The 23,856-nt window shown below is 73.0% G+C and carries 24 protein-coding genes and 1 pseudogene; 11 read left to right on the top strand and 14 right to left on the bottom strand.

All coding sequences use genetic code 11. From position 1 onward, the window contains the following. Window positions 1–1,129: 1,129 nt before the first annotated feature. The 3 genes from AB0F11_RS11015 to afsQ1 are packed head-to-tail and all read right to left on the bottom strand — an operon-like array spanning window position 1,130 to window position 3,979. Window positions 1,130–1,834 (bottom strand): hypothetical protein, encoded by a 705-nt coding sequence (locus tag AB0F11_RS11015; protein WP_362170630.1) that lies wholly within the window; start codon window positions 1,832–1,834, stop codon window positions 1,130–1,132. Continuing rightward, window positions 1,812–3,248: a HAMP domain-containing sensor histidine kinase gene (locus AB0F11_RS11010; protein WP_362170818.1), complete on the bottom strand. Its 1,437-nt coding sequence runs from the start codon at window positions 3,246–3,248 to the stop codon at window positions 1,812–1,814. The genes AB0F11_RS11015 and AB0F11_RS11010 overlap by 23 nt, the downstream gene beginning before the upstream one ends. A gap of 53 nt (window positions 3,249–3,301) precedes the next feature. Then, window positions 3,302–3,979, bottom strand: a complete 678-nt coding sequence (gene afsQ1, locus AB0F11_RS11005) for a two-component system response regulator AfsQ1 (RefSeq protein WP_185117195.1) — start codon at window positions 3,977–3,979, stop codon at window positions 3,302–3,304. A gap of 205 nt (window positions 3,980–4,184) precedes the next feature. Here afsQ1 and AB0F11_RS11000 point away from each other — a divergent pair, with 205 nt between their 5' ends. Beyond that, entirely contained in the window at window positions 4,185–4,898 is a 714-nt protein-coding gene (locus tag AB0F11_RS11000) for a SigE family RNA polymerase sigma factor (RefSeq protein ID WP_362170627.1), read from the top strand. Between the two features lie 136 nt (window positions 4,899–5,034). On the opposite strand, the gene AB0F11_RS10995 is transcribed toward AB0F11_RS11000, so the two are convergent. After that, on the bottom strand, window positions 5,035–5,736 hold the full coding sequence (locus tag AB0F11_RS10995; protein WP_362170815.1) for a uridine kinase: 702 nt from the start codon (window positions 5,734–5,736) through the stop codon (window positions 5,035–5,037). Between the two features lie 83 nt (window positions 5,737–5,819). On the opposite strand from AB0F11_RS10995, the gene AB0F11_RS10990 reads away from it, so the two are divergent. Continuing rightward, on the top strand, window positions 5,820–6,170 hold the full coding sequence (locus tag AB0F11_RS10990; RefSeq protein WP_362170625.1) for a hypothetical protein: 351 nt from the start codon (window positions 5,820–5,822) through the stop codon (window positions 6,168–6,170). 105 nt (window positions 6,171–6,275) lie between these two features. Here the strand turns inward: AB0F11_RS10990 and AB0F11_RS10985 are convergent, their stop codons facing one another. The 3 genes from AB0F11_RS10985 to deoC are packed head-to-tail and all read right to left on the bottom strand — an operon-like array spanning window position 6,276 to window position 9,585. Next, window positions 6,276–7,172: an aldehyde dehydrogenase family protein gene (locus AB0F11_RS10985; RefSeq protein ID WP_362170622.1), complete on the bottom strand. Its 897-nt coding sequence runs from the start codon at window positions 7,170–7,172 to the stop codon at window positions 6,276–6,278. After that, complete coding sequence (locus AB0F11_RS10980; protein ID WP_362170812.1) at window positions 7,165–8,610, bottom strand: aldehyde dehydrogenase family protein; 1,446 nt, start codon at window positions 8,608–8,610, stop codon at window positions 7,165–7,167. Before AB0F11_RS10980 ends, AB0F11_RS10985 begins: the two co-directional genes overlap by 8 nt. A 12-nt stretch (window positions 8,611–8,622) precedes the next feature. Continuing rightward, on the bottom strand, window positions 8,623–9,585 hold the full coding sequence (deoC, locus tag AB0F11_RS10975) for a deoxyribose-phosphate aldolase (RefSeq protein ID WP_219669019.1): 963 nt from the start codon (window positions 9,583–9,585) through the stop codon (window positions 8,623–8,625). 308 nt (window positions 9,586–9,893) lie between these two features. Here deoC and AB0F11_RS10970 point away from each other — a divergent pair, with 308 nt between their 5' ends. Together AB0F11_RS10970 and AB0F11_RS10965 are read left to right on the top strand one after the other, a co-directional pair. Continuing rightward, window positions 9,894–10,736, top strand: coding sequence for a hypothetical protein (locus AB0F11_RS10970; protein ID WP_362170619.1), 843 nt, complete (start codon window positions 9,894–9,896; stop codon window positions 10,734–10,736). A gap of 125 nt (window positions 10,737–10,861) precedes the next feature. Further along, window positions 10,862–11,518, top strand: a complete 657-nt coding sequence (locus tag AB0F11_RS10965) for a PH domain-containing protein (protein ID WP_362170616.1) — start codon at window positions 10,862–10,864, stop codon at window positions 11,516–11,518. A gap of 44 nt (window positions 11,519–11,562) precedes the next feature. On the opposite strand, the gene AB0F11_RS10960 is transcribed toward AB0F11_RS10965, so the two are convergent. Both AB0F11_RS10960 and AB0F11_RS10955 read right to left on the bottom strand, forming a co-directional pair. Then, window positions 11,563–11,991, bottom strand: coding sequence for a hypothetical protein (locus tag AB0F11_RS10960; RefSeq protein WP_362170613.1), 429 nt, complete (start codon window positions 11,989–11,991; stop codon window positions 11,563–11,565). Window positions 11,992–12,154: 163 nt separating this feature from the next. Further along, on the bottom strand, window positions 12,155–13,300 hold the full coding sequence (locus AB0F11_RS10955) for a calcium-binding protein (RefSeq protein WP_362170610.1): 1,146 nt from the start codon (window positions 13,298–13,300) through the stop codon (window positions 12,155–12,157). A gap of 207 nt (window positions 13,301–13,507) precedes the next feature. Here AB0F11_RS10955 and AB0F11_RS10950 point away from each other — a divergent pair, with 207 nt between their 5' ends. Further along, a complete protein-coding gene (locus AB0F11_RS10950) occupies window positions 13,508–14,092 on the top strand; it encodes a VanZ family protein (protein ID WP_362170608.1) in 585 nt (194 codons plus the stop codon). A gap of 42 nt (window positions 14,093–14,134) precedes the next feature. Next, window positions 14,135–14,335: a PspC domain-containing protein gene (locus AB0F11_RS10945; RefSeq protein WP_361901633.1), complete on the top strand. Its 201-nt coding sequence runs from the start codon at window positions 14,135–14,137 to the stop codon at window positions 14,333–14,335. Window positions 14,336–14,412: 77 nt separating this feature from the next. Here AB0F11_RS10945 and AB0F11_RS10940 read toward each other — a convergent pair whose 3' ends face one another. The 3 genes from AB0F11_RS10940 to AB0F11_RS10930 form a co-directional block, all read right to left on the bottom strand. After that, window positions 14,413–15,192 carry a hypothetical protein gene (locus AB0F11_RS10940; RefSeq protein WP_362170605.1) on the bottom strand — a complete coding sequence of 260 codons (780 nt, stop codon included), beginning with the start codon at window positions 15,190–15,192 and terminating at the stop codon, window positions 14,413–14,415. A 204-nt stretch (window positions 15,193–15,396) separates the two neighbouring features. Beyond that, window positions 15,397–15,669: a hypothetical protein gene (locus tag AB0F11_RS10935; protein ID WP_362170602.1), complete on the bottom strand. Its 273-nt coding sequence runs from the start codon at window positions 15,667–15,669 to the stop codon at window positions 15,397–15,399. A gap of 139 nt (window positions 15,670–15,808) precedes the next feature. Next, the gene (locus AB0F11_RS10930; protein ID WP_362170599.1) at window positions 15,809–16,957 is read right to left on the bottom strand and encodes an adenosine deaminase; all 1,149 of its coding nucleotides are present in this window, start codon (window positions 16,955–16,957) and stop codon (window positions 15,809–15,811) included. A gap of 113 nt (window positions 16,958–17,070) precedes the next feature. Here AB0F11_RS10930 and AB0F11_RS10925 point away from each other — a divergent pair, with 113 nt between their 5' ends. From AB0F11_RS10925 to AB0F11_RS10915, 3 genes are all read left to right on the top strand, one after another. After that, a complete protein-coding gene (locus tag AB0F11_RS10925) occupies window positions 17,071–17,796 on the top strand; it encodes an alpha/beta hydrolase (protein ID WP_362170596.1) in 726 nt (241 codons plus the stop codon). Window positions 17,797–17,891: 95 nt separating this feature from the next. Beyond that, window positions 17,892–18,260, top strand: coding sequence for a cupin domain-containing protein (locus AB0F11_RS10920; protein WP_362170593.1), 369 nt, complete (start codon window positions 17,892–17,894; stop codon window positions 18,258–18,260). A gap of 384 nt (window positions 18,261–18,644) precedes the next feature. Next, the gene (locus AB0F11_RS10915) at window positions 18,645–19,706 is read left to right on the top strand and encodes a LuxR C-terminal-related transcriptional regulator (protein ID WP_362170591.1); all 1,062 of its coding nucleotides are present in this window, start codon (window positions 18,645–18,647) and stop codon (window positions 19,704–19,706) included. Between the two features lie 97 nt (window positions 19,707–19,803). On the opposite strand, the gene AB0F11_RS10910 is transcribed toward AB0F11_RS10915, so the two are convergent. Beyond that, window positions 19,804–20,832, bottom strand: coding sequence for a LysR family transcriptional regulator (locus AB0F11_RS10910; protein ID WP_362170809.1), 1,029 nt, complete (start codon window positions 20,830–20,832; stop codon window positions 19,804–19,806). Window positions 20,833–20,895: 63 nt separating this feature from the next. Here AB0F11_RS10910 and AB0F11_RS10905 point away from each other — a divergent pair, with 63 nt between their 5' ends. Both AB0F11_RS10905 and AB0F11_RS10900 read left to right on the top strand, forming a co-directional pair. Then, window positions 20,896–22,218 carry an MFS transporter gene (locus AB0F11_RS10905; protein ID WP_362170588.1) on the top strand — a complete coding sequence of 441 codons (1,323 nt, stop codon included), beginning with the start codon at window positions 20,896–20,898 and terminating at the stop codon, window positions 22,216–22,218. Between the two features lie 154 nt (window positions 22,219–22,372). Beyond that, a complete protein-coding gene (locus AB0F11_RS10900) occupies window positions 22,373–23,473 on the top strand; it encodes a sigma-70 family RNA polymerase sigma factor (protein WP_362170585.1) in 1,101 nt (366 codons plus the stop codon). On the opposite strand, the pseudogene AB0F11_RS10895 reads toward AB0F11_RS10900, so the two are convergent. After that, a pseudogene (locus AB0F11_RS10895) lies at window positions 23,444–23,674 on the bottom strand (hypothetical protein); the annotation flags it as partial. The gene AB0F11_RS10900 and the pseudogene AB0F11_RS10895 overlap by 30 nt on opposite strands. Window positions 23,675–23,856 lie beyond the last annotated feature (182 nt).

Genomic DNA, 23,856 nt, shown 5'->3' with positions numbered 1-23,856 from the left:
CGCTCAAACGCCGCGCGGGCTGGAGCTGGCGGGGTTCCGCCGGGGCGGGATCGGAGAAGGGCTGGGGTTTCCCGTCAGTCTCATCGTCCTTCCGCGTCGTGACGGCCTGTCAAGGGCGCTCCCTGCGGTCGCGTCGCTTCGCGATCGCCTACGGCGCCCCTTGACAGACCGCCCCGCCACGGAAAAACGAAGACTGCCGGGAAGCCCCCAGAGGAACGGCACGGTCCATGGCAAGGGACACCCGTATCAGAGACGGGGCCCAGCACCGGGCGTCGCCACCCGCACCGAATGCCGACCGGACCGCCCGACGGAGCGCGCAAGCGCACCAGATCGCTACGCGCTCCTCTCGGCTCGGCGTCCTACGGTCGTCCGTGGCTGATACCCGCAGCCAGCCCCGTCCGAGCCGCAGACGCCGAGCCGCGAGGAGCGCGTAGCGACCTGCGGCGCCTCCCGGGCGCTGGCGGCCATCTCGTCGTCATCTGCCGCGGATATCAACCCCAGACAGACTGCAGACGCCGAGCCGCGAGGAGCGCGTAGCGATCTGCGGCGCCTCCCGGGCGCTGGCGGGCATCTCGTCGTCATCTGCCGCGGGTATCAACCCCAGACGGACTGCAGACGCCGAGCCGCGAGGAGCGCGTAGCGATCTGGTGCGCCTGGGGCTTCGGAGAGGGGTGAAACGGGGTGGAGGCTCGGCGCGGTGAGGCCCGACCCCTCGTCTGAGCGCTGACGGGGGGAGCCTGTGGCTGTGGACCCGTGCCGTCCTTTTGGGGGTTTCCCGGCAGTCTTCGTTTTTCCGTGGCGGGGCGGTCTGTCAAGGGGCGCCGTAGGCGATCGCGAAGCGACGCGACCGCAGGGAGCGCCCTTGACAGGCCGTCACGACGCGGAAGGACGATGAGACTGACGGGAAAGCCCCAAGGCCTCCCTGATCCCGCTCAGGAGGAACCCCGCCCTCCCGACCCCGGACCCGCATCCACATCCGCACCCGCACCCGCACCCAGTGGCGGGTGGGCAGCCGCCGTCCGAGCCCGGGGGGGTCGAGGGGGTGATAGCGCGCCCGCGCCCCGAAGCCGCGTACCGCCCGACCGCGCCCCCGCCCCCGGCCCCCCGCCCCGCCGGAACGCCAGCCCCCTCAGCGCGTAGGCGTTGCAGGCGTAGCAGGCGTTGCAGGCGTTGCAGGCGTAGCAGGCGTAGCCGCAGGCGGAGCCGTGGTCGACGACCGGACCAGTTCGCCCAGGGTCGGGACCGATTCCGGGCGGCGGCGGACCGCCGGGGTGCATTCCCACGCGCGCGGCGGGTCCGCGTCCGGGCCGCCCAGGACCACCGGGCCCGGGCCGGCCGAAACCGTCTCGCTCCCGGCCAGTGTGCACACCACCTGCGACAGTGCCACCGGCGGCAGGTCCTCCGGCTTCCGGCTCAGCCGGACCGTGCCCGCCGGGTCTCCGGGCTGCCCGGCGGCGACCGTCAGGCCCCCGGGTACGGCCGAGCTGAAGCCCGCGTCGCGCTCCTCCTGCGACGGCTCCCGCTCCAGCGCCTCCAGCAGTGCTTCTGCGGCGAGCATGGCGGGGTCGCGGGCCGGCTTCTTCTCGGCTATGGGAACCACGCGTTCCACCCCGACCAGCTGTGAGCCGCACACCAGTTCCACGGTGGCCCGGAAGCCCTGCGTACCGCCCTGCTGCGCCGGGATGTCGCAGGACACCCGCGACGGCGCCGCGCCGACGTCCACCGGCACGGTGGTCGCCCGAATCCCGCAGCCCGAGACCAGGGACGCCAGGGCCGCGGCCCACACCACCGCGGCCGCGGCGGCGCCGCCCCTACGCGTCGTTCGCGCCGCCACGGGCGATCACCTTCCCCACGTCCACCGGCAGCCGCAGCGTGAACAGCGCGCCCCCGCCCTCCGCGTTGGCCGCGGTGATCTCGCCGCCGTGGATGTGCGCGTTCTCCACCGCGATGGACAGGCCGAGCCCGCTGCCCTCGGACTTCGGGCGGGACGCGCTCGCCTTGTAGAAGCGGTCGAAGACGTGCGGGAGGACTTCCTCGGGGATGCCCGGCCCGTTGTCGCGCACCGCGATGACGAGCCATTCGTCGTCCACGCGCACCGACACCCGCACCGGCGAGCCGCCGTGCTTGAGCGCGTTGCCGATCAGGTTGGCGAGGATGACGTCGAGGCGGCGCGGGTCGAGCCGCGCCACGATGCCCCGCTCGGCATCCAGTTCGACCGCGTCGAGCCAGGCCCGCGCGTCGATGCACGCCGTCACCTGGTCGGCGACGTCCACGTCGTCCAGCACCAGGCGCGCCGTCCCCGCGTCGAAGCGGGTGACCTCCATCAGGTTCTCCACCAGGTCGTTCAGCCGCCGGGTCTCGCTCACGACGAGCTTCACCGCCGGGGCGATCATCGGGTCGAGGTCGTCGGCCTCTTCCTCCAGCACCTCGGCGACCGCGGTCAGCGCGGTCAGCGGGGTGCGCAGTTCGTGCGACATGTCCGCGACGAAGCGCCGGCTGGCCTCCTCGCGGGCGCTCATGTCGGCGACCTTCTTCTCCAGCGCTTCCGCCGTCTTGTTGAAGGTGTGCGACAGGTCGGCGAGTTCGTCGTTGCCGGACACGTCGAGGCGGTGGTCGAGCTCGCCCTCGCCGAGGCGCCGGGCCGCTTCCCCGAGCCGCTGTACGGGCTTGAGGACCGTACGGGCGGCTGCCTGCGCGAGCAGCGCGGAGCCGAGCAGCGCGAGGCCCGTCGCGATGGTCAGCGACCAGCCGAGCGCGTTGAGGTCGTCGCGCTCCTGGGCGAGGCTCTTGTACATGTAGCCGGTCGGCCCGCCGCCGACGATCCGGGTCCCGCCGACGAGGTACGGGTTGCCGTGCGGCTTGGTGCGCTGCCAGTACACGTGGTACTCGGAGTCGTTGGCCGACGTCTCCTTCTGGCGGTCGTTCACCGCCCGCTGCAGGGAATCCGGTACGTCCTCCAGCCGGAAGGCGTCGGGGCCCGCCGCGCCGAAGACGATGCGGTGGTCGGCCCGCTCGTCGACGAGCAGCACGCTGTAGCCGGGGCTGCTGCCCGCCATCAGCTCGGCGGTGCGCTGCAGCTCCTCCTGCGTGGGGTCGGCGGGCAGGGCGGCGGCCCGGTTCTGCATCTCCTGGCGGAAGTCGCCGAGTGCCGCGTCCTGGGTGCGGGTCAGCACCGCCTCGCGGTTGAGCCAGTAGGCGATCCCGGACGCGGAGACCGCGGCCGTCAGCGCGACGAGGGAGAACACCATCAGGAGCCGCAGCCGCAGGCTGGTCCAGCGCCGGCCCGCGAAAAAAGCTTTGATCACTGCGGCGAGTCCAGGCGGTAGCCGACACCCCGTACGGTGCGGATGAGCGTCGGTGAGGAGGGGACCTCCTCGACCTTGGCGCGCAGCCGCTGCACGCAGGCGTCCACGAGCCGGGAGTCGCCGAGGTAGTCGTGCTCCCACACCAGCCGCAGCAGTTGCTGGCGGGAGAGGGCCTGCCCGGGCCGGCGGCTGAGCTCGAGGAGCAGCCGCAGCTCGGTCGGGGTGAGCTGGAGGTCCTCGCCGTTCTTCGTGACGGTCATGGCGGCCCGGTCGATGACGAGGGAGCCGAAGACCGCGGAGTCGCTGGCCTCCCGCTCGCCGCGGCGCAGCACGGCCCGGATGCGGGCGTCGAGCACCCGGCCCTGGACGGGCTTGACGACGTAGTCGTCGGCACCGGACTCCAGGCCGACGACGACATCGATGTCGTCGCTGCGCGCGGTCAGCAGGATGATCGGCAGCTGGTCGGTGCGGCGGATGCGCCGGCACACCTCGAAGCCGTCGATCCCGGGCAGCATCACGTCGAGCACGATCAGGTCCGGCCGCTGCTCGCGCAGCAGTTTCAGGCCGTCCTCGCCCGTCGCCGCGGTGGCCACACGGTGGCCCTGGCGGGTCAGGGAGAGTTCGAGGGCCGTGCGGATGGCGTCGTCGTCCTCGATCAGCAACAGGAAAGGCACGGGCTCATTCTGTCCCATCGGTGGTTGGGAGTTCGACCGTCGGGTGAGGGGATCTCACCGCGGGGCCCGCGGGCGGTGCGGCGCGGCGGCTGTGACATGCCTGTGACAGTCGGCGGACACCCCGGTTATGTCCGCGGGGCAGGCTTCTACCAACGCACCGAACGGATGCGGGAACCGAAGCAGACTCCACGACGGGGGGCGCGAGATGAACACGCTGCACAGCACCAACACCAGCGCGGTTGTCACGCGGCTGCACGATGTGAACCGCCGGGCAGGTGCCCGTTCGGTGACGGTCGCCCGTCCCCGGCAGGCGCACACGGCGGCCATCGACGCGAACACGTACCAGGCCGCCGCCGCGGTCACGGGCCGGCCCGCGACGCCCCGCCTGTCCTCCACCTCGGAGGCGGAGTTCACCGCGTACGTCCAGGAGCGCCGGGCCGCCCTCTACGCCACGGCCTTCCACCTGACCGGCGACCGGTACGAGGCCGAGGACCTGCTGCAGAGCGCGCTGTTCTCGACGTACCGGGCCTGGGACCGCATCAGCGACAAGGCGGCGGTCGGCGGGTACCTGCGGCGCACGATGACGAACCTGCACATCAGCGCGTGGCGTCGGCGCAAGCTGAACGAGTACCCGACGGAGGAGCTGCCGGAGACGGCCTCCGACGCGGACGCGATGCGGGGCACGGAGCTGCGCGCGGTGCTGTGGCAGGCGCTGGCCCGCATCCCGGAGCCGCAGCGCACGATGCTGGTGCTGCGCTACTACGAGGGCCGCACGGACCCGGAGATCGCCGAGATCCTGGGCATCAGCGTCGGCACCGTGAAGTCGAGCATCTGGCGCTCCCTGCGTCGCCTGCGCGACGACGAGGTGCTGAGCTTCGGCCGCGACGAGGCGGAGTCCTTCGAGGAGCTCGTCGCGTAACACCACAGACCACTGGCCAGGGGGCCCGTCCTACGGGGGTGGGGCGGGGGCCATTGGGGGGGATGAAGGCGGGATCGTGCGGCCGGGGGTCCGCACGGTCCCGCTTTCGCATGCGTACGGGGGAAGGTCCCGGCGGTCAGGCCGCCGGGGCGGGGGTGCGGTGGCGGCCGGCTGCGGCTGCGGCCAGGCGGCCCAGGGCCTCGTCGGAGCCGCAGGGGTGGGCGCCGAGGGCGATGTGGCGGGCGACGATGCCGCGTTCGGCCCGCATCAGGCGCCAGCCGCGGCGCAGCAGGAACAGCACCGATTTGCGGCCCTCGCGCAGGTCGCGGGCCAGGCGCCGGCGGAAGGTGGTGGAGGGCCGGCCGCGCAGGCACAGGGCGTCGGCGAGCAGCCCGAGCTCCTGGCAGCGGGCCGCGATGTCGGCCGCGAAGATCCCCTCGGCGATGAACAGCGGCGTGCGCGCGATGTCGAGGGTCTCGGTGCCGGTGCGGGAGGAGGTGGCGATGTCGTACACCGGGACCTCCGTGCGGCCGGAGCGGCACAGTTCGGCGACGGCCGCGACGGCGACGTCGGCGTCCCACGACAGCGGGGAGTCCCAGTCGATGTCGGAGCTGCCCTCGACCAGGGGGAGGGTCGGGTCGTCGCCCTCCTTGTAGAAGTCGTCCAGGCGGAGCACGGGGAGCCCGGACCGGGCTGCCAGGGAGGACTTGCCGGAACCCGAAGGTCCGGTCAACAGGACGACACGCGTAGGCAAAGAAGGGGAGCTGCTCACGGAACACCAGTGTGGGGCATTACCCCGCGCAGGGGATGCCTCTTGCAGCCGGTTGGTATCCAGGATCACACCTCGACTACGCTGCGTGCGCACGCGAACACGTTGACCGACAGCCCGTAGACCCACAGACCGATACAGGCGGGATCCCCATGGCACGTCACGCAGCCCCCGGCGCCTCTTCGCTGCGCTCCGCAGGGCTCACCCTCTCCATGGCCGGTGCGGCCCTCGCGATGGCCGCCGGCGGCGCCCAGGCCGGCGAGCTGTCGGTCCCGGCGGCGCTCTCCGGCGTCGTCGACCCGATCACGAACCTCAAGGTGAACCCCCTCGCCCACACGGGCGTGGACCCGCTCGACAACGGGCTCGCCACCAAGGTCGCCGACTTCCCCTCGGTCGGCACCGGCATGGTCACCGGCGTCCTGACCCAGGGCCCGTCGGTCGGCGAACTCCCCGAGGCGGCCTCGTCCTCCCTGCTGGGGCCCCTCACCGGCGGAGGCCGGTAGGGCCGGTAGGGCCGGTGGACGGACGCCGGCCCCGGCAGCGCGGGTGGCTGCCGGGGCCGGCGTTTGCGTACGGGTGAGCGGTGACCGGTCACCCGTGACCGTTGATCAGTACGAGGAACCCGAGGCGCCCAGGGAGCCCGTCGGGTGCCAGACCGTCTTGGTCTCCAGGAACGCCGTCATGCGCGACGTGCCCGGGTCGGCGCTCCAGTCGTCCACAGGCTGTGGACGCAGGACGCGCTTGAGGTTGTCCGCGGCAGCGATCTCCAGCTCCTTGGCCAGGGCCGCGTCGGCGCCCGCCAGGTCGATCGCGTTGACGTCCTGGTGGGCCGCCAGGTGCGGGCCCATCTCGGAGGCCTTGCCGGACAGGATGTTGACCACGCCGCCCGGCAGGTCGGAGGTGGCCAGCACCTCGCCCAGGGACAGGGCGGGCAGCGGGGCCTTCTCCGAGGCGATGACGACCGCGGTGTTGCCGGTCGCGATCACCGGGGCGATGACCGAGACCAGGCCCAGGAAGGACGACTCCTGCGGGGCGACGACGGTGACGACACCGGTCGGCTCCGGGGTGGAGAGGTTGAAGAACGGGCCCGCGACCGGGTTGGCCCCGCCCACGACCTGGCCGATCTTGTCGGTCCAGCCCGCGTACCAGACCCAGCGGTCGATGGCGGCGTCGACGACCGCGGCGGCCTTCGACTTCGACAGGCCCTCGGCCTCGCCGACCTCGCGGACGAACTGCTCCCGGCGGCCCTCCAGCATCTCGGCGATGCGGTAGAGGATCTGGCCGCGGTTGTACGCGGTCGCGCCCGCCCAGCCGCCGAACGCCTTGCGGGCCGCGACGACCGCGTCACGGGCGTCCTTGCGGGAGGACAGGGGGGCGTTGGCCAGCCACTTGCCCTTCGAGTCGCTCACCTCGTACACCCGGCCGCTCTCGGAGCGGGGGAACTTGCCCCCGACGTACAGCTTGTAGGTCTTGAAGACGTTCAGACGCACAGAGGTCTCAGACATCGAGGTAGGCCTCCAGACCGTGGCGGCCGCCCTCGCGGCCGAAGCCCGACTCCTTGTAGCCGCCGAAGGGCGAGGTCGGGTCGAACTTGTTGAACGTGTTGGCCCACACCACACCCGCGCGGAGCTTGTTGGCGACCGCGAGGATGCGCGAGCCCTTCTCCGTCCAGATGCCGGCGGACAGGCCGTACTGGCTGTTGTTGGCCTTGGCGACGGCCTCGTCCGGGGTGCGGAAGGTCAGCACGGACAGGACCGGGCCGAAGATCTCGTCGCGGGCGACGGTGTGCGCCTGGGTGACGTTCGTGAAGAGCGTCGGGGCGAACCAGTAGCCGGCGGACGGCAGCTCGCACGCCGGGGACCAGCGCTCGGCGCCCTCGGCCTCGCCGGTCTCGGCGAGCGCGGTGATCCGGGCCAGCTGCTCGGCGGAGTTGATCGCGCCGATGTCGGTGTTCTTGTCGAGCGGGTCGCCCAGGCGCAGCGTGGACAGGCGGCGCTTGAGCGAGTCCAGCAGCTCGTCGTGGATCGACTCCTGGACCAGCAGGCGGGAGCCCGCGCAGCAGACCTGGCCCTGGTTGAAGAAGATGCCGTTGACGATGCCCTCGACGGCCTGGTCGATGGGGGCGTCGTCGAAGACGATGTTGGCGCCCTTGCCGCCCAGCTCCAGGGTGACCTTCTTGTCGGTGCCGGCGATCTGGCGGGCGATGGCCTTGCCGACCGCGGTGGAGCCGGTGAAGGCGACCTTGTTCACGTCCGGGTGGGCCACCAGCTCGGCGCCCGCGTCCCCGTAGCCGGGGATGATGTTGACGACGCCCTTGGGCAGGCCCGCCTGGCGGCAGATGTCCGCGAAGAACAGCGCCGACAGCGGGGTCGTCTCGGCCGGCTTCAGCACGACCGTGTTGCCGGTGGCGAGCGCCGGGGCGATCTTCCACGCGAGCATCAGCAGCGGGAAGTTCCACGGGATGACCTGGCCGGCCACACCGAGCGGGCGCGGGTTCGCGCCGTAGCCGGCGTGGTCGAGCTTGTCCGCCCAGCCCGCGTAGTAGAAGAAGTGCGCGGCGACCAGCGGGAGGTCCGCGTCGCGGGTCTCCTTGATCGGCTTGCCGTTGTCCAGGGTCTCCAGGACGGCCAGTTCGCGGCTGCGCTCCTGGATGATCCGGGCGATGCGGAAGAGGTACTTGGCGCGCTCGGAGCCCGGCAGCGCGGACCACTTCTCGAAGGCCTTGCGGGCGGCCTTCACGGCGCGGTCGACGTCAGCGGCGCCGGCCTGGGCGACCTCGGCCAGCACCTCCTCGCTGGAGGGGCTGACGGTCTTGAAGACCTTGCCGTCGGCGGCGTCGGTGAACTCGCCGTCGATGAAGAGCCCGTAGGAGGGGGCGATGTCGACGACCGAGCGGGACTCGGGAGCCGGTGCGTACTCGAAGAGGGAGGTCTTGGTGTCCATGTTCATGGGGTCTCAGTCCACCGTCACGTAGTCGGGACCGGAGTAACGGCCGGTGCTCAGCTTCTGGCGCTGCATCAACAGGTCGTTGAGCAGGCTGGAGGCGCCGAAGCGGAACCACTCGTTGGTCAGCCAGTCCTCGCCCACGGTCTCGTTGACCAGGACCAGGAACTTGATCGCGTCCTTGGTGGTCCGGATCCCGCCGGCCGGCTTCACGCCGATCTGGATTCCAGTCTGCGCCTTGAAGTCGCGCACGGCTTCGAGCATGAGCAGGGTGTTGGCGGGGGTGGCGTTGACGCCGACCTTGCCGGTGGAGGTCTTGATGAAGTCGGCGCCCGCGAGCATGCCGATCCAGGAGGCGCGGCGGATGTTGTCGTACGTCGACAGCTCGCCGGTCTCGAAGATGACCTTGAGGCGGGCGGCGGTGCCGTCCTCGCGGACGCAGGCCTCCTTGACGGCCTTGATCAGCTCGTAGGTCTCCAGGTAGCGGCCGGCCAGGAAGGCGCCACGGTCGATGACCATGTCGATCTCGTCGGCGCCGGCGGCGACGGCGTCACGGGTGTCGGCGAGCTTGACGGGCAGCGCGGCGCGGCCGGCCGGGAAGGCGGTCGCGACGGACGCCACCTTCACGTCGGCACCGTTCAGGGCGGCCTTGGCGGTGGCCACCATGTCCGGGTAGACGCAGACCGCGGCGGTCATCGGCGTCGTACGGTCGGTGGGGTCGGGGTGGACGGCCTTGGCGGCGAGCGCACGGACCTTGCCCGGGGTGTCGGCACCCTCAAGCGTGGTCAGGTCGATCATCGAGATGGCCAGGTCGATGGCGTACGCCTTGGCCGTGGTCTTGATCGAACGGGTACCGAGCGCGGCCGCGCGGGCCTCCAGGCCGACGGCGTCCACGCCGGGCAGCCCGTGCAGGAACCGGCGCAGCGCGCTGTCGGACGTCGTCACGTCAGCGAATGCGGTGAGGGTGGTGGGCATGGTCACCACATGAGCATATCTACGCGCGTAGCGACCTGTCACCCCCCAGGGCTGCACATCTGTGCGGGGTTGGCCACATCCGCGCGGGGAGGGTTCCGGGGAGGAGGTCCGGGCGGGGCTCGGAGGGAGGGTGAATCCGCTGGTCAGCGCCGTTACACGGCCATGACAGGAATCCCACGCTCCGGGGTCACGGGATCCGTAGATTTCTCTTCAGCAGCCCGCCAGATCCTCACCGGATGAAAGCCCGACAGAGACCCCGCGGCATGCGACTCTCCCTCTCATCCTCGACACTGCTTCAAGGAGTCGTTATGCGTACCGCCCTCCGCACCTCGATCGTCACCGCCGCCCTCGCCGGGGCGCTGCTGGCGCCCGCCGCGGCCACCGCGTTCGCCGCGCCCGCGGCTGCGGCCGCCGCGCAGAGCACGGCCTCGGCGCACGCGACCGCCTCGGACGACGACCGCTATGCGGGCGAGCCGGTCTACATCGGCGAGGGCCTCGTCGCGGTGCTGCGCAACAAGGAGGAGGGCCCCGAGGCCTGGATCCGGTTCGTGGGCTCGCAGTGGAAGCCGGGCGACCCGTACATGGTCCGCGTCCTGACCGTGCTGGAGCGCAGCCACCCCGGCGACACCGTGAACGGGCTCCTGCTGAAGCTGACCAAGGCGGACACCTCCGCCCCGGTGCTCACCGTCACCAAGGACGGGGTGACGGCCTCGTACCCGCTGCCGAAGGGCAAGGGCGCGGGTACGGGCAAGGACGGCGGAAGCTCCGACGCCGCCGCCCAGGCCCCGGTCGCCCCGAAGGCCCCGGAGGCGGCGAAGGCCCCGCAGACCACGGCCGTGCAGCCGGTCTCGGCCGCCGCACTGCCTTCGACGGCCGAGGTTCAGACGCCGGAGCAGGCGCAGGCGCAGGCGCAGGCGACGGACCAGGGTGCGAAGCCCGCCGCCGCACCGGCGGACGTGAAGCCGCAGACGGGCGCGCAGACCCTCGCCGCGCCGCAGGGCCCGGTCGCCGCGGACGCCGAGCTCGCCGCCGCGGACGCCGACACCGACGACACCACCACCGCGGCCGCGGGCGCAGGGCTCGTCGCGATCGTCGCCGCGCTCTGTGCGGCCCACGTGGCCCGCACCCGCCGCGCCCGCAACGGCGCCTGAGCCTTCCCCGTTGTCCCACTGGAATGCCGCTTCCCGGCGGGCCACCCCTGCGGTGGCCCGCCGGGCCCGTTTCCGGCAGTACGCCGCTCTCGTGGGCCGAGACGCCGTGAGGCAGAATCGGCCCCATGAGCAGCCAGCAGCCCACCGAGCCTGATGAGCCCGTCTACGACGACCGGGTCTACCGCTCCCCCATGGCCGTCGTCACGGGCATCGCGCTGCTCGCGCTCATCGCGTGGCTGTGCGGGGACGCCCTGGTGCGCGGGACGGGCAGCGCCCGCTGGCTGGGGGCGGGGATCGCCCTGTTCGCCGTGCCGCTGACGGTGGCGTTCACGATCCGGCCGGCGGTCTTCGCCAACGACAACCGGATGCGCGTGCGCAATCCGTTCCGGGTCATCGAGCTGCCGTGGGCCGCCGTGGACGCGGTGCGCGCCGGGTACTCGGCGGAGGTCCTGGCCGAGGGGGCGAAGTACCAGATGTGGGCGGTCCCCGTCTCGCTGCGCGAGCGCAAGAAGGCGCAGCGCCAGGGGTACAGCCGCCGCGGCGGGCTGACCGGCAAGGGCATGACCGTGCCGAAGGCGAATGGTTCGCCGGACGGCGGTGCGCCCGCCGATCCACAGCGGGCACACGCCGACCAGGTGGTGGAGGAGCTGCGCGAGCTCGCCGAGCGCGGGGCCGGCCGGGTCGGCGCGCAGGGCAGCGTGCGGGTGCACTGGTCGTACGAGATCATCGCGCCCGCGGTGGCGGGCGCGGTGCTGCTGATCGTGCTGCTGGCCCTGCACTGAGCGCCGGCGGCATCGGCGTCGGCTTCCGGCGCCGGCCTCGATGATCAGGTTCTGGTCGTGTCCCAGTCGGTGCACAGCGCCCAGATGACGAACACGGCGATGGCGATCGCGACCAGGCCCCACAGCGGCTGGTAGGGCAGCCAGAAGAAGTGGACGATCACCGCCAGCGAAGCCAGGAAGACACCGGCGAACCGGGCCCACACGGCACCCTTGAGCAGGCCGATGCCGGTGACCAGGACCACGATGCCGAGGATCAGGTGGATCCAGCCCCAGCCGCTCAGGTTGAACTTGAAGATGTAGTCGCCGATGCGCTGGTAGAACACGTCGTCCTTGGAGAGGGCGACGATGCCTTCCAGGATGGTGAAGACGCCCATGACGGTCATCAGGACGCCTGCGAACGTGATGCCGCCGGACGCCCACTCACGGTGGGTGCCGGACCGGCCGCTGGGGGCGGGGGTGGGGGTGGTCGTCATCGCGCCACCTCGTCTCTCGCTGAGCCGGATCTTCGTGAGATCTCGGATGGATGGGGCCATTCGAGCGTGCGGGGGCACGCCCGGCACGGCGAGTGGCACTGGGCCGAACGGGTGACGTCGGCGGACGTGGGCCGGGTACGGGTGCGCAGGGCGCCGTTCTGCCCTAGATCTCGCAGTTGAGCTGCACGTTCGTACCGCTCTCGCCGTCGCAGTCGTCGGTGCCCGCGCTGCCGTTGAGGGTGTCGTTGCCGGGGCCGCCGCGCAGGAAGTCGTCGCCGAGGCCGCCGGTCAGGAAGTCGATGCCGCCGGCGGTGCCGATGGAGTCGTTGGTGGTCTGGGCGTCGGCGTTGTCCCCGATGATGCGGTCGTTGCCGCCGCGGCCGTCGATGACGTCGTTGCCCGCGGTCGCCCCGGCGGGATCGCCGAGGCCGCTGTCCCCGGCGAGGATCACCTCGTCGGCGGCGCCGCCGAACATGCGGTCGTTGCCGGAGCCGACGGCGGTGCCGTAGTAGGTCTGGTGGTCGCCCCAGGCGCCGAAGCCGCCGTCCACGCCGAGGTCGATGATGTCGTCGCCGCCGGCGCCGGTGACGTTGCCGAGGATCGAGGTGCTGTCGCCGGTCACGACGCCGTTGTTGCCCGGTCCCTCCAGCAGGACGTCGTCCCCGGCGCCGTCGGCGTCGTAGAAGCCGGACGAGTCGCCGAGGAGGCTGTCGCTGCCGTTGCCGCCGTCCAGGCGGTCGTCGGCCCCGCCGGTGGCGTGGTCGCCGACGCTGTCGCCCGTCAGGCTGTCCTCGCCGTCCCCGCCGAAGAGCAGGTCCTTGGAGGCGCCGGTGGCCGTGCCCTGGACGGCGTAGTGGTCGCCGACCAGGAAGTCGCCGTCGGCGCCGCCCAGGATCCGGTCGCGGCCGGTGGGGCCGGTGGCGTCGCCGGTCCAGGCGATGTCGTCGCCCACCAGCAGGTCGCCGCCGGCGCCGCCGTCGAGCTGGTCGTCGCCCGCGCCGCCCGCGACCTGGTCGTCGCCGGGGCCGCCGATGAGGACGTCGTTGTCGCCGAGGCCGCAGATCTTGTCGTTGCCGCCCCCGCCGTCGATGACGTCGCGGCCGGCGGTGCCGATGATCACGTCATCTCCGGGCGTGCCGACGGTGCCCGTGGCGGGCGCGTTGAAGCAGGTCGGCACGTCGTCGGCGGCGTGGGCCGGGGTCACACCGAGGCCCGTCAGGGCGGCGGCGAGGGCGTGGGCGCCCACGAGGGAGACGAACGTGCGCAGGGGCCGGACCCGCCCCCATGCGGTTCTGCGGTGTACGAGCATGCCTGCCGTCCTTCCGTGGCGTGTCGTATGCATCGGTGTGCATGCGGCGGCGCGGGTATGCGTCGCGCTCACTGTGCGTGGTGGCGGCCGGGGCCCGGGGCGGACGCGTCCACCGCACCGGTCTTTTCATCCGATCGGATTCTCATCGGACTCCACCGGCCGGAACGGACCGGAACCGAAGCCGCCGGCAGGGGCGTCCTCGCAGGTGTGCAGCGTCATGAGGTCGGCCACCGCGCCGCCACCGCCATACACCTGCGGCTCCGGCTCCTCGGCGGGGGCCTGCTGGTCGCCCATCTGCTCCTCGTCGCCTGGCTCACCCTGCGTCCCCTGGACGTCCCGTGGGCGGCGGCCGCCAATCTGACCCCGCTGGAGGGGATCAGGGCCGATCTCGCGCTCGGGCCGCTGGAGGCCGCCCGCCGGATCGGGGAGGGGCTGGCGCTGCTCGCTCCGCTCGGTGTCCTGCTGCCGCTGGCCAGCGGGAGCCTGGCGCCCTCGCCGCTGGCCGCGTGGTCCTCGCTGGCCCGGACCGCCGCCGCGGCCGTGCTGGTTTCGCTGAGCATCGAGATGCTGCAGAGCGCCGTCCCGGGCCGGGTCGTCGACGTGGACGCGGTGCTGCTGAACACCCTCGGCGTGGTGCTGGCGCACGTGGCCGTCGTACCGGCGCTGCGCGCGCGGCTGCGGCGCTCGCGCAAGGCCCTGGCGGAGGTCCCCCAGGGGTCCACCCCGAGAATTCCCAGGGTCGGGCTCGGTCCGTGGACCGACGTTCTGTCGGCGGTGCCGCGGGAGTATTGAGGCATCGCGGGAAACTCCCGCGAACACCTCGGAGGAGATCCCATGAGCGCCCTTGTTCGACCCCGTGACGGCCGCTGGATCGGCGGCGTCTGCGCCGGACTGGCGCGACGCTTCGGAATTTCCGCGAACACGATGCGGGCGATATTCGTCGTCTCGTGCCTGCTGCCCGGCCCGCAGTTCCTGATCTACCTGGCGCTGTGGGTGCTGCTGCCCAACGAGAAGTCCCCCTCCACCGCCTGGTGACCGGCCGGGCGGTGACGCACCGCCCGGTGGTCGGCCGCACGGCGGTCAGCGTGCGCTGCGGTCAGCGTGCACGGCGGTCAGCGTGCGCTGCGGACCTTCTCCACCTGCTTGTCCGCCACTTCCTGCGGGACCAGTGCCTTCTGTCGGCCCGCGGCCACGTTGAGGGCCATCAGCCGGACGACGGTGTCGCCCTGGCGTACGACGACCACGTGGACCTGGGCGGAGACGCCCTGCGCGGCGGCCGTGGTGGTCCAGCTGACGGTGTCGTCGCCGGACGTCCTGTACGCGGCGGCGCGGACGTCGCGGTAACTGCCGCTCTGCTTCTCGACGGTGGCGGTGAAGCCCGTACCGCAGGCGGCGACCGCGTCCTTGAGGCGGGTGACGAGGGCCTTGGCGTCCCGCTCGGCGTAGGAGCTGACGGAGGCGGAGACGGCGAGCCCGACCTGCTTCTGGGAGCCGATCCCGCGGTTGACGGTCTCCCGCGCGGCCGGGTCGGGCTTGTCGCCCATGATGTCGGCGAGCGGCTGGCAGGCCTTGCGGTCGGCCTGGGGCTGCCCGTCGGGGGCGTTGGGGTTCTTGCCCTGGGCGGAGACCTGGTAGCCGGGCAGGTCGCCCTGTTCCAGGGCGGAGCGCTCCAGCCGGCTGCCGCCGGTCTTCTGCGCGGCGGGGCCGGAGGGGGAGGCAGCGCCCGGGGAGCCCGCGGCGGAGCCGGCCGGGGTGGAGTTCTTGGGGTCCGGGGGGTCCGGCGCCTTGCCGCCCGCGGGCGCGCCGCTGCTGCACCCCGCGGCGCCCAGCAGCAGGGCGGGCAGCAGGACGGCCGTGGTGGCTTTGGCCGTGAACCGTGTCTTCAGGCGCATGAACCGGTGACCTCTCACCTCTCCGCCGGCTGCTGCCGGGCGGTCTCCCGCCCTTTCCCGGAGGGGCAGTTGGCGGGGATCCTGGCACAACGGCACCGCGCGGCGCACCCCGGTCGAACCGGCGTGCGCCGCGCGTGCATGCGTACGAATCCGGCGCGGAACCGGCAGGGAACCGGCACGGATCGGCGCGCGGATCGGCGGGGGTCAGCCGCCGAGGGCGCCGCCGATCGGCAGGCCGCCGAGGGTCGGGCCGACCGCGTCCGTCAGCTGGCCGAGCGGGGCCGCCGGGTCGCTGGACTGGCCCTCGGTGCTCATGTGCTGCTGGCTGGTGAGACCCTGGAGCGCGCCGGTGGCGGTGCCCAGCGCGTCGGTCAGGCCGACGGCGGGAACGGCGGCGGAGGCGGTGCCGGCAGCGGCGGCGGCGAAGGCGGCACCCACGGCGGCGGCACCGAGGATCTTGGCGGCTGACTTCTTCATGAAGGATCGTCCTTGCGACGGGGAACGGAGCGGCTCCGCAAACTAGTCACTTCAAACGGCCGCCCGCAAACATCCTTAAATACGAGAAAGCGCCCGGGAATTGCTCCTCCCGGACGCCTTCATTCCGTCAGGTCGTGGCCTAGGCCGAAACAGAACCGCTGGTGGAGGCGGTCTGCCGGAACAGCCATTCCGACTTCAGCTCGGCATAGCCGGGCTTGATGACTTCGTTGATCATGGCCAGTCGTTCATCGAAAGGAATGAACGCGGACTTCATGGCATTGACGGTGAACCACTGCATGTCGTCGAGCGTGTAGCCGAAGGTCTCGACCAGGTGCTCGAACTCGCGGCTCATGCTGGTGCCGCTCATCAGCCGGTTGTCGGTGTTGACCGTGAGGCGGAAGTGCAGCTTGCGCAGCAGCCCGATGGGGTGCTCGGCGTACGAGGCGGCCGCCGCGGTCTGCAGGTTCGAGGTGGGGCACATCTCCAGCGGGATGCGCTTGTCGCGGACGTACGAGGCCAGCCGGCCCAGCTTCACCGAGCCGTCGGCGGCGACCTCGATGTCATCGATGATCTTCACGCCGTGGCCGAGGCGGTCGGCGCCGCACCACTGCAGGGCCTGCCAGATCGACGGCAGGCCGAAGGCCTCGCCCGCGTGGATGGTGAAGTGGTTGTTCTCGCGCTTGAGGTACTCGAACGCGTCCAGGTGGCGGGTGGGAGGGAACCCGGCCTCGGCGCCGGCGATGTCGAAGCCGGCCACGCCGTTGTCGCGGTAGCGGTTGGCCAGCTCGGCGATCTCCAGCGCGCGGGCGGCGTGGCGCATCGCGGTGAGCAGGGCGCCGACGCGGATGCGGTGGCCGTTGGCCCGGGCACGGCGCTCGCCCTCGCGGAAGCCCTCGTTCACGGCCTCGACGACCTCTTCGAGGGTCAGGCCGGCTTCCAGGTGCTGCTCGGGGGCGTAGCGGACCTCGGCGTAGACGACGCCGTCCTCGGCGAGGTCCTCGGCGCACTCGGCGGCGACGCGGAACAGCGCCTCCTTGGTCTGCATGACGGCGCAGGTGTGCGCGAACGTCTCCAGATAGCGCGGCAGGGAGCCGGAGTCGGCGGCCTCGCGGAACCAGATGCCGAGCTTGTCGGCGTCCGTTTCCGGCAGGTTCTCGTAGCCGACCTCGCGGGCCAGCTCGATGATGGTCCCGGGACGCAGGCCGCCGTCGAGGTGGTCGTGCAGCAGCACCTTCGGGGAGCGGCGGATCTGATCCGGGGTGGGCAGGTTGGGGGTCTCGCTCGTCATCTCCGCACTCTAACTCCTACGCGCGTAGAGCACCGGACGGCGCCGGGCGTCGATATCCAACAGAGACCGTACGGACGGGTCGCGTACACCTGTCAGTCTGAGACTGTTCCGCCATGTCACATGATGCGCCTCCGGCGCGCGGGGCCCGCCTGGGGCGGGCGGTCGGCGCGAACGGCACGTACTCGACGGTCAGCGGTGTGGTGCTCCTGCTCCCCGGGGCCTCCCGGTGGGCCCCCGGCCCGGTGCGCCCGCTCGCGCGGGCCCTGGCCCGGGCGGGCGGGGCGGACGGGCTGGTCGCCCACACCGTCGTCCACGGCGGGCAGGCCTCCCGCGAGGAGGACGCCCGCTGGGCGGCGGACGAGGCGGTGCGCCGGTACGGGGACGTGCCGGTGTGCCTCGCCGGCTACGACGCGGGCGGGCGGGCCGCGCTGCTCGCGGCGGGCCACGACGCCGTCAACTGCGTACTGGCGCTGGCCCCTTCACTGGACGAGGCGCCGCCGGGCGCGGCCGCGCCCGAGCCGGTGAAGCAGCTCTCCGGCCGGCAGGTGCTCATCGTGCACGGGACGAACGACGCGCGCTGCGACCCGGAGGCCTCCTTCCGGCTCGCGGCGCGGGCGAAGAAGGCCAACCGGACGACCTGCCGCTTCGAAGTCCACTCCGACGGCCACCGGTTACGCGACCACCAGTCCGAAGTCGTCGCGCTGGCCGTGGACTTCGTACTCGGAGCGATGTTCTCCGCGCGCTGGTCGCGGCCGGTGACGGACGCCCTGGCGGCGCCGCCCCCGCTCGGCCTGCGGATGCCGCTCGCCTCGGGCTTCGGGCGCTCGCTGCGCGGCTGAACCGCCTGGTCGGGCTCCGCGAGCGCGGGAGGCTCGCGCGCGCAATAGTGAGAAGTGGACTCGGGGGTGGTTTTCTCCTGGAGAGGCGATCCTTCATGACCATCGTGCGCAGGAGCTTCGACGAAGCCGACGAGACGCGCCCCTTCGCGGACGGCAAGGGCCGGCTGGACCTGATCCAGGCGGAGGGCGGGCCGGTGGGCCGCGCGGTGTTCGAGCCGGGCTGGCGCTGGTCGGAGCACATCAAGCCGCTCGCCGGCACCGACAGCTGCCAGTCCGCTCACACGAGCTACGTGGTGAGCGGCCGCATGCACGTCGTCATGGACGACGGGCAGGAGGACGACTACGGCCCAGGCGACTTCATGCAGGTCTCCCCGGGACACGACGCCTGGGTCGTCGGCGACGAGCAGTGCGTGGCCGTCGACTGGACGGGCTTCGGCGACTACGCGAAGGCGGCCGGCGGCTGACGGCCGCTGCGCCTGCTCCCGCCGACGGGCCCCGGGGCGGGGCTCCGTGGGCGGGCTCCGTGGCGCGGCGGTGGGCGCACCGGTCCGGTCGCGCCTGCCGTTCCGCCCCCTCACGGTCGGATGGCACCGGTGGATCCGGCGCGGCCACCGCCGTGCGCGGCCCGCGCACCGGGCGGCCGCCGTCATGGCGGGACGCGGCTGAGCAGAACGGTCCTGGTCGCGGACCGTCCGTGCGGGTCGGCTCCCCCGTACCGCGCTTCCCCCTCCCGGTGCGTCCACTCTGCCGGGCGGTCCGCCGTGGTTACCGCCCGTGAGGGCGTCGTCTTGCCGCCTTGCGGGAACACGAGGGGTTTACGAACCTCCCCAATCCGGGACGAATACGGTATGCCCGCCGACGCAGCCGTCCCCCCGCCCGGCGGCGACCTGAGCCCCGCCGCCCGGCGGCTGTACGCGTACGCCGTCGAGCGGCACTCCTTCGCCCCGGACGAGGCCACCGAGGCCCTCGGCGTGCGGGCGGCCGCGGCGATCACCGAGCTGGCGGCGGCGCACCTGCTCCAGCGCACCCCCGGCGGCGGCCCCGACCGGTGGAGCGCCGTCGCGCCCCGGACGGCGGCGGCCCGGGCGCTGGCTCCGCTGGCCCTGCTGGCGCGCGAGACCCACGACGAGATGGACCGGCTGCGCGGGCGGCTGGAGGCGCTGGTGCCGGCGTACGAGGCCGGGGCGGTCCAGCGCGACCGCAGCGGGTCGGGGCGCCAGCAGCTGGAGACGGTCACCGACCTGGGGGCGGTACGGGCGCTGATCGCGGAGCTGGTCGCGGGCTGCGAGAAGGAGCTGCTGGCCTCGCAGCCGGGCGGCGCGCGACCGCTGGAGACGCTGCAGGAGGCCATCGGGCGCGACGAGTCGCTGCTGGCGCGCGGGGTCCGGATGCGGACGATCTACCAGCACACGGCGCGCTACTCGCGGCCCACGGCGGCGTACGTGGAGCGGGTGACGGCGCTCGGCGCGCAGGTGCGCACGATCGGGGACGGGCTGATGCGGATGCTGATCTTCGACGGGCACACGGGGCTGATGGCGGTACCGGACCGCGTCGGGGCGGCGCTGGTGGTGCGCGAGCCGAGCGTGGTCCACTTCATGGCCTCGGCCTTCGAGCGGTCCTGGCTGGACGCGGAGCCGTTCCCCACGACGGTGACCCCGGAGGCCGCCAAGTCCCTCTCGGACGAGCTGCGCCAGACCATCGTGCGGCTGCTGTCGGAGGGCTTGGAGGACAAGGTGATCGCCCGCCGCCTGGGCATGTCGGAGCGGACCTGCCAACGCCACATCGCGGAGATCATGCGCGCGGTGGGCGCCAAGTCCCGTTTCCAGGCGGGCTTTTTACTGTCGGCTGCGGCGCCCCGGCGCTGGGACGATGCCCCGAGCCCGACGGGCGGCGCTGATACCGCTCCTTGAGGCCGGTCGGCCCCCGGTCCCGGCCGGCAGACCCGAACCCGCCCGGCGGCCGACGGACGGAATCCGGCGTGAGGAAGGGGTCCCGTTTCCAGGCGGGCTACTTGCTCTCCGCGGCCTCGGTGCCGCCGGGTGCGGGAGCGGGCGGGGGCTGAGTCGGGCCGCCGAAGGCTTCCGGGATGAGTTTGCCGCGCCGGGACAGCAGGAAGCGCTTGAACTGGGCCACGGGCGGGGTGTCGGGGTGGCCGTCGAGCCAGGCCACGCCGATCTCGCGGACGGCGCGCGGGGCGGTCACCGTCAGCTCGACCACGCCGGGGCGGGCCACCGCCGGGGGCGGCAGCAGGGCCACGCCGAGGCCGGCGGCGACCAGGCCGCGCAGGGTCTCGGCCTCCTCTCCCTCGAAGGCGACGCGGGGCGTGAACCCGGCCTCGGCGCACAGGTCGTCGGTGATGCGGCGCAGCCCGTAGCCGGGCTCCAGGGTGACGAAGGTTTCCTCGGCGGCCTCGGCGAGGCGGATGCGCTTGCGGGTCGCGAGGCGGTGGTCGTCGGGGACGACCAGGCGCAGCCGCTGCTCGTCGAGGCGCCGGGCGACCAGGTCGGGGGCGTCGGGCAGCGGCGAGGTGAGGCACAGGTCGAGCTCCCCGGCCCGCAGCCGCTCCAGCATGGCCTCGCCGTAGTTCTGGACCAGGGAGAAGCGCACGCGCGGGTGGTCGGCGCGGAAGGCGCGGATCAGGCCGGGTACGGTCTCGGGGCCGAGGGTGTGCAGGAAGCCGAACGCCACCTTGCCGTAGGCCGGGTCGGCGTCCTGCTGGACGGACTCCGCGGCGCGGGCGATCTCGGCGAGGGCCTTCTCGGCGGAGGCGAGGAAGGTCCGCCCGGCGGTGGTGAGCGCGACGGTGCGGCCCTTGCGGGCGAACAGCACGACACCCAGGTCCTGTTCGAGGCGGACCATGGCCCGGGACAGGGTGGACTGCGGGACGCCCAGCTCGTGGGCGGCGCGGGTGACGTGCTCGTGGCGGGCGACCGCGGCGAAGTACGCGAGGCGCGGGGCGAGCAAACCTGTCACGGGGATGTTCTCTTCGTAACGGTTCGTTGACATGCACCCTCCTGAGCAGTGCTGATGCACCAGTGGATCGATTATCGCGATTCTGTGCATTGGACGCATGAAAGGCGGCGGGTCTACGGTCGTGGCATGCCTCCCGTTCATACCGGGGCACCCGCCATCCCGGGTGCCTCCACCCCGTCGTCCCCGGACACCACCGCCGCCCCCGGCGCCACCGCAGTCGGCGACGCCCCCGAGGCCCTCGCCCCCGGCCGCCCCGGCTACCGCCGCATGAGCCTCGCGCTCTTCGCCGCCGGACTCGCGACGTTCGCACTCCTCTACTCCACCCAGGCCCTGCTGCCCGCGATCTCCGACAGCTTCGGGGTGACGGCCGGTCAGGCCAGCTGGACCGTCTCCGCGGCCACCGGAGCCCTCGCCCTGTTCGTGCTGCCGCTCAGCGCGCTCTCCGAGCGCTTCGGGCGGACCCGGACGATGACGGTCTCCCTCGCCGTCGCCGTCGGCGTCGGGCTCCTCGTCCCGTTCGCGCCCAGCCTGGAGTGGCTCGTCGCGCTGCGCGCCGTACAGGGCGCGGCCATCGCCGGCATCCCGGCCTCCGCGATGGCCTACCTGGCGGAGGAGGTCCGGCCGAAGGCGCTGGTCGGGGCGATCGGCCTGTTCGTGGCGGGCAACTCCATCGGCGGCATGAGCGGCCGCCTCGCCACCGGCTGGGCGGCCCAGGCCTGGGGCTGGCGGGCCGGCCTGCTGACCGTCGGCCTGCTGGCGCTGGGCTGCGCGGTCGCCTTCCGGGTGCTGCTGCCACGGGCCCGGTTCTTCCGCCCGGCCTCGCTGGACCTGCGCGCCGTCGGCGCCTCGGTCACCCGCCACCTGCGCGATCCGCTGCTGCTGCGGCTGTACGCGATCGGCGCCCTGTTCATGACCGTCTTCGGCGCCGTGTACACCGTCATCGGCTACCGGCTGGTCGAGGAGCCGTTCTCCCTCGGACAGGGCGTGATCGGCTCGATCTTCCTGATCTACCTGGTCGGTACGGCCTCCTCCGCGGCCGCAGGGCAGCTGGTGGCCCGGATGGGCCGCCGCGGGGCGCTGTACCTGGCGGTGGCGACGACCGCGCTGGGCCTGCTGCTGTCGCTGTCGGAGTCCCTCGCGGCGGTCGTCGCCGGGCTGGTGCTGATCACGGCCGGCTTCTTCGCGGGCCATGCGGTGGCCTCGGCCGCCGTCAGCCGGACCGCGGTGTCGGGCCGCGCGCAGGCCTCCGCGCTGTACCAGTCGGCGTACTACCTCGGCTCCAGCGCGGGCGGCACGCTCGGGGCGCTCGCCTTCCACGCGGCGGGCTGGGAGGCGACGGCGGGCCTGGCGCTGCTGGCGGTGCTCGGCGTCGTGTCGATCACCCTGTACGGCTCGCACGCGGCCCGCACCGGGCGCCGGATCCCGGCGGGGGCGGCGGCGGCCCGCTGAGCCCGGCCGCTGAGCCCGCCCGCTGAGCCGGACCGGAAGGGGTCCCGGGGGGGCAACTCCCCCGGGACCCTTCGGGTTTGTGTCCCGGGCTGCAGGTGTCGGACCCCTCGGGTAGGTTCACCGGGTATCAGGATCGACCAGGGGGACGGAAGAGATGACCAACACCGCAGACCTCCCGGCCGGCGCGGCCACCGCCCCCGATGCGGACGGCGGCCTGGAGGCGGCCCTGGACCGCTACCGGGTGGAGCTCACCGGCTACTGCTACCGGATGCTCGGCTCCTCCTTCGACGCCGAGGACGCGGTGCAGGACACGTACGTCCGCGCCTGGCGCAGCTTCGAGAAGTTCGAGGGCCGCTCCTCGCTGCGGTCGTGGCTGTACCGGATCGCGACCAACGTCTGCCTGGACCTGCTGAGCGCGGGCAACAAGCGGGCCCGCCCCATGGACCTCACCGCCCCGCAGCACCAGGCCACCGCCGTCCTGAGCGAGCGGCCCGAGGTGACCTGGCTGGAGCCGGTCCCCGACGGGCGGGTGCTCCCGCAGACCGCCGACCCGGCGGAGATGGCGCTGGCCAAGGAGTCGGTGCGGCTGGCGTTCGTCGCGGCGCTGCAGCACCTGCCGCCCAAGCAGCGGGCCGTGCTGATCCTGCGCGAGGTGCTGGCCTGGAAGGCCGACGAGGTGGCGGTGCTGCTGGAGACCACCACAGCGTCGGTGAACAGCGCCCTGCAAAGGGCGCGGGCCACGCTGTCCGCGCACCCGCTGCGCGAGAGCGAGAGCGCCGACCCGTTGGACGCGGAGCAGGTCGCGCTGCTGGAGCAGTACCTGTCGGCGTTCGAGGCGTACGACATCAGCCGGCTCACCACGCTGCTGCACGAGGACGCGGTGCTGTCCATGCCGCCGTTCGACCTGTGGCTGCAGGGACCGGCGGACATCGCCGCCTGGCACCTCAACCAGGGCATCGGCTGCAAGGGCTCGCGCCTGGTCCCGACCACCGCCAACGGGCTGCCGGCCTTCGGCCAGTACCGGCCCCGCGAGGACGGGCGGCCCGGGCACGTCCCGTGGGCGCTGCAGGTGCTGGAGGTCTCAGCCGGGCGGATCGTCGGGCTCAACGCCTTCCTGGACACCGCGCGGTGGTTCCCGCTGTTCGGGCTGCCCGAGCAGCTCGACCAGGCCCACCAGGCCGAGCAGGGCCCGCAGCTCGGGCCCTGCTCCGGTCACCGCGAGGCCGCGGCCCCAGCGGCGGGCGGTCAGCCGTAGCCTGGCCAGGGTCTCCACGGCTGCGAGCCCGGGCGCGGTGACCGCGCCCACGTCGCACTCCACGGCCCCGGCCCCGGCCCCGTACAGCTCCGCCAGCCGCAGACACACCGCGTCCGCGCCCCCCACCGCCACGTCCGGCCCCGCCAGGACCAAGGTCTCCGTCTTCACGCCTGTCAGACCGCCGCCCCCGCCAAAACTCATCGGCCCGGCCGTGTCACCCAGCCGGCTCCCCCGACACCTGTGGCGGTGGTCCGGCCATTCCAGCCCCGCCGGCGATCGAGGCGCGGGGCCGGGCAGAGCCCGGTGCCCGGCGGAGCCGGGTTCCTTGGGGGGGGGGGGGGCCCCCCCCCCCCGCCCGCGCGCGCGGGCGGGCGCGGCGCGGG

This window comes from Streptomyces sp. NPDC032472 (assembly GCF_040636955.1).
Lineage (GTDB): Bacteria > Actinomycetota > Actinomycetes > Streptomycetales > Streptomycetaceae > Streptomyces.
The sequence above is the reverse complement of the archived record's forward strand: the minus strand, read 5'-3'. Positions and strand labels throughout refer to the sequence as shown.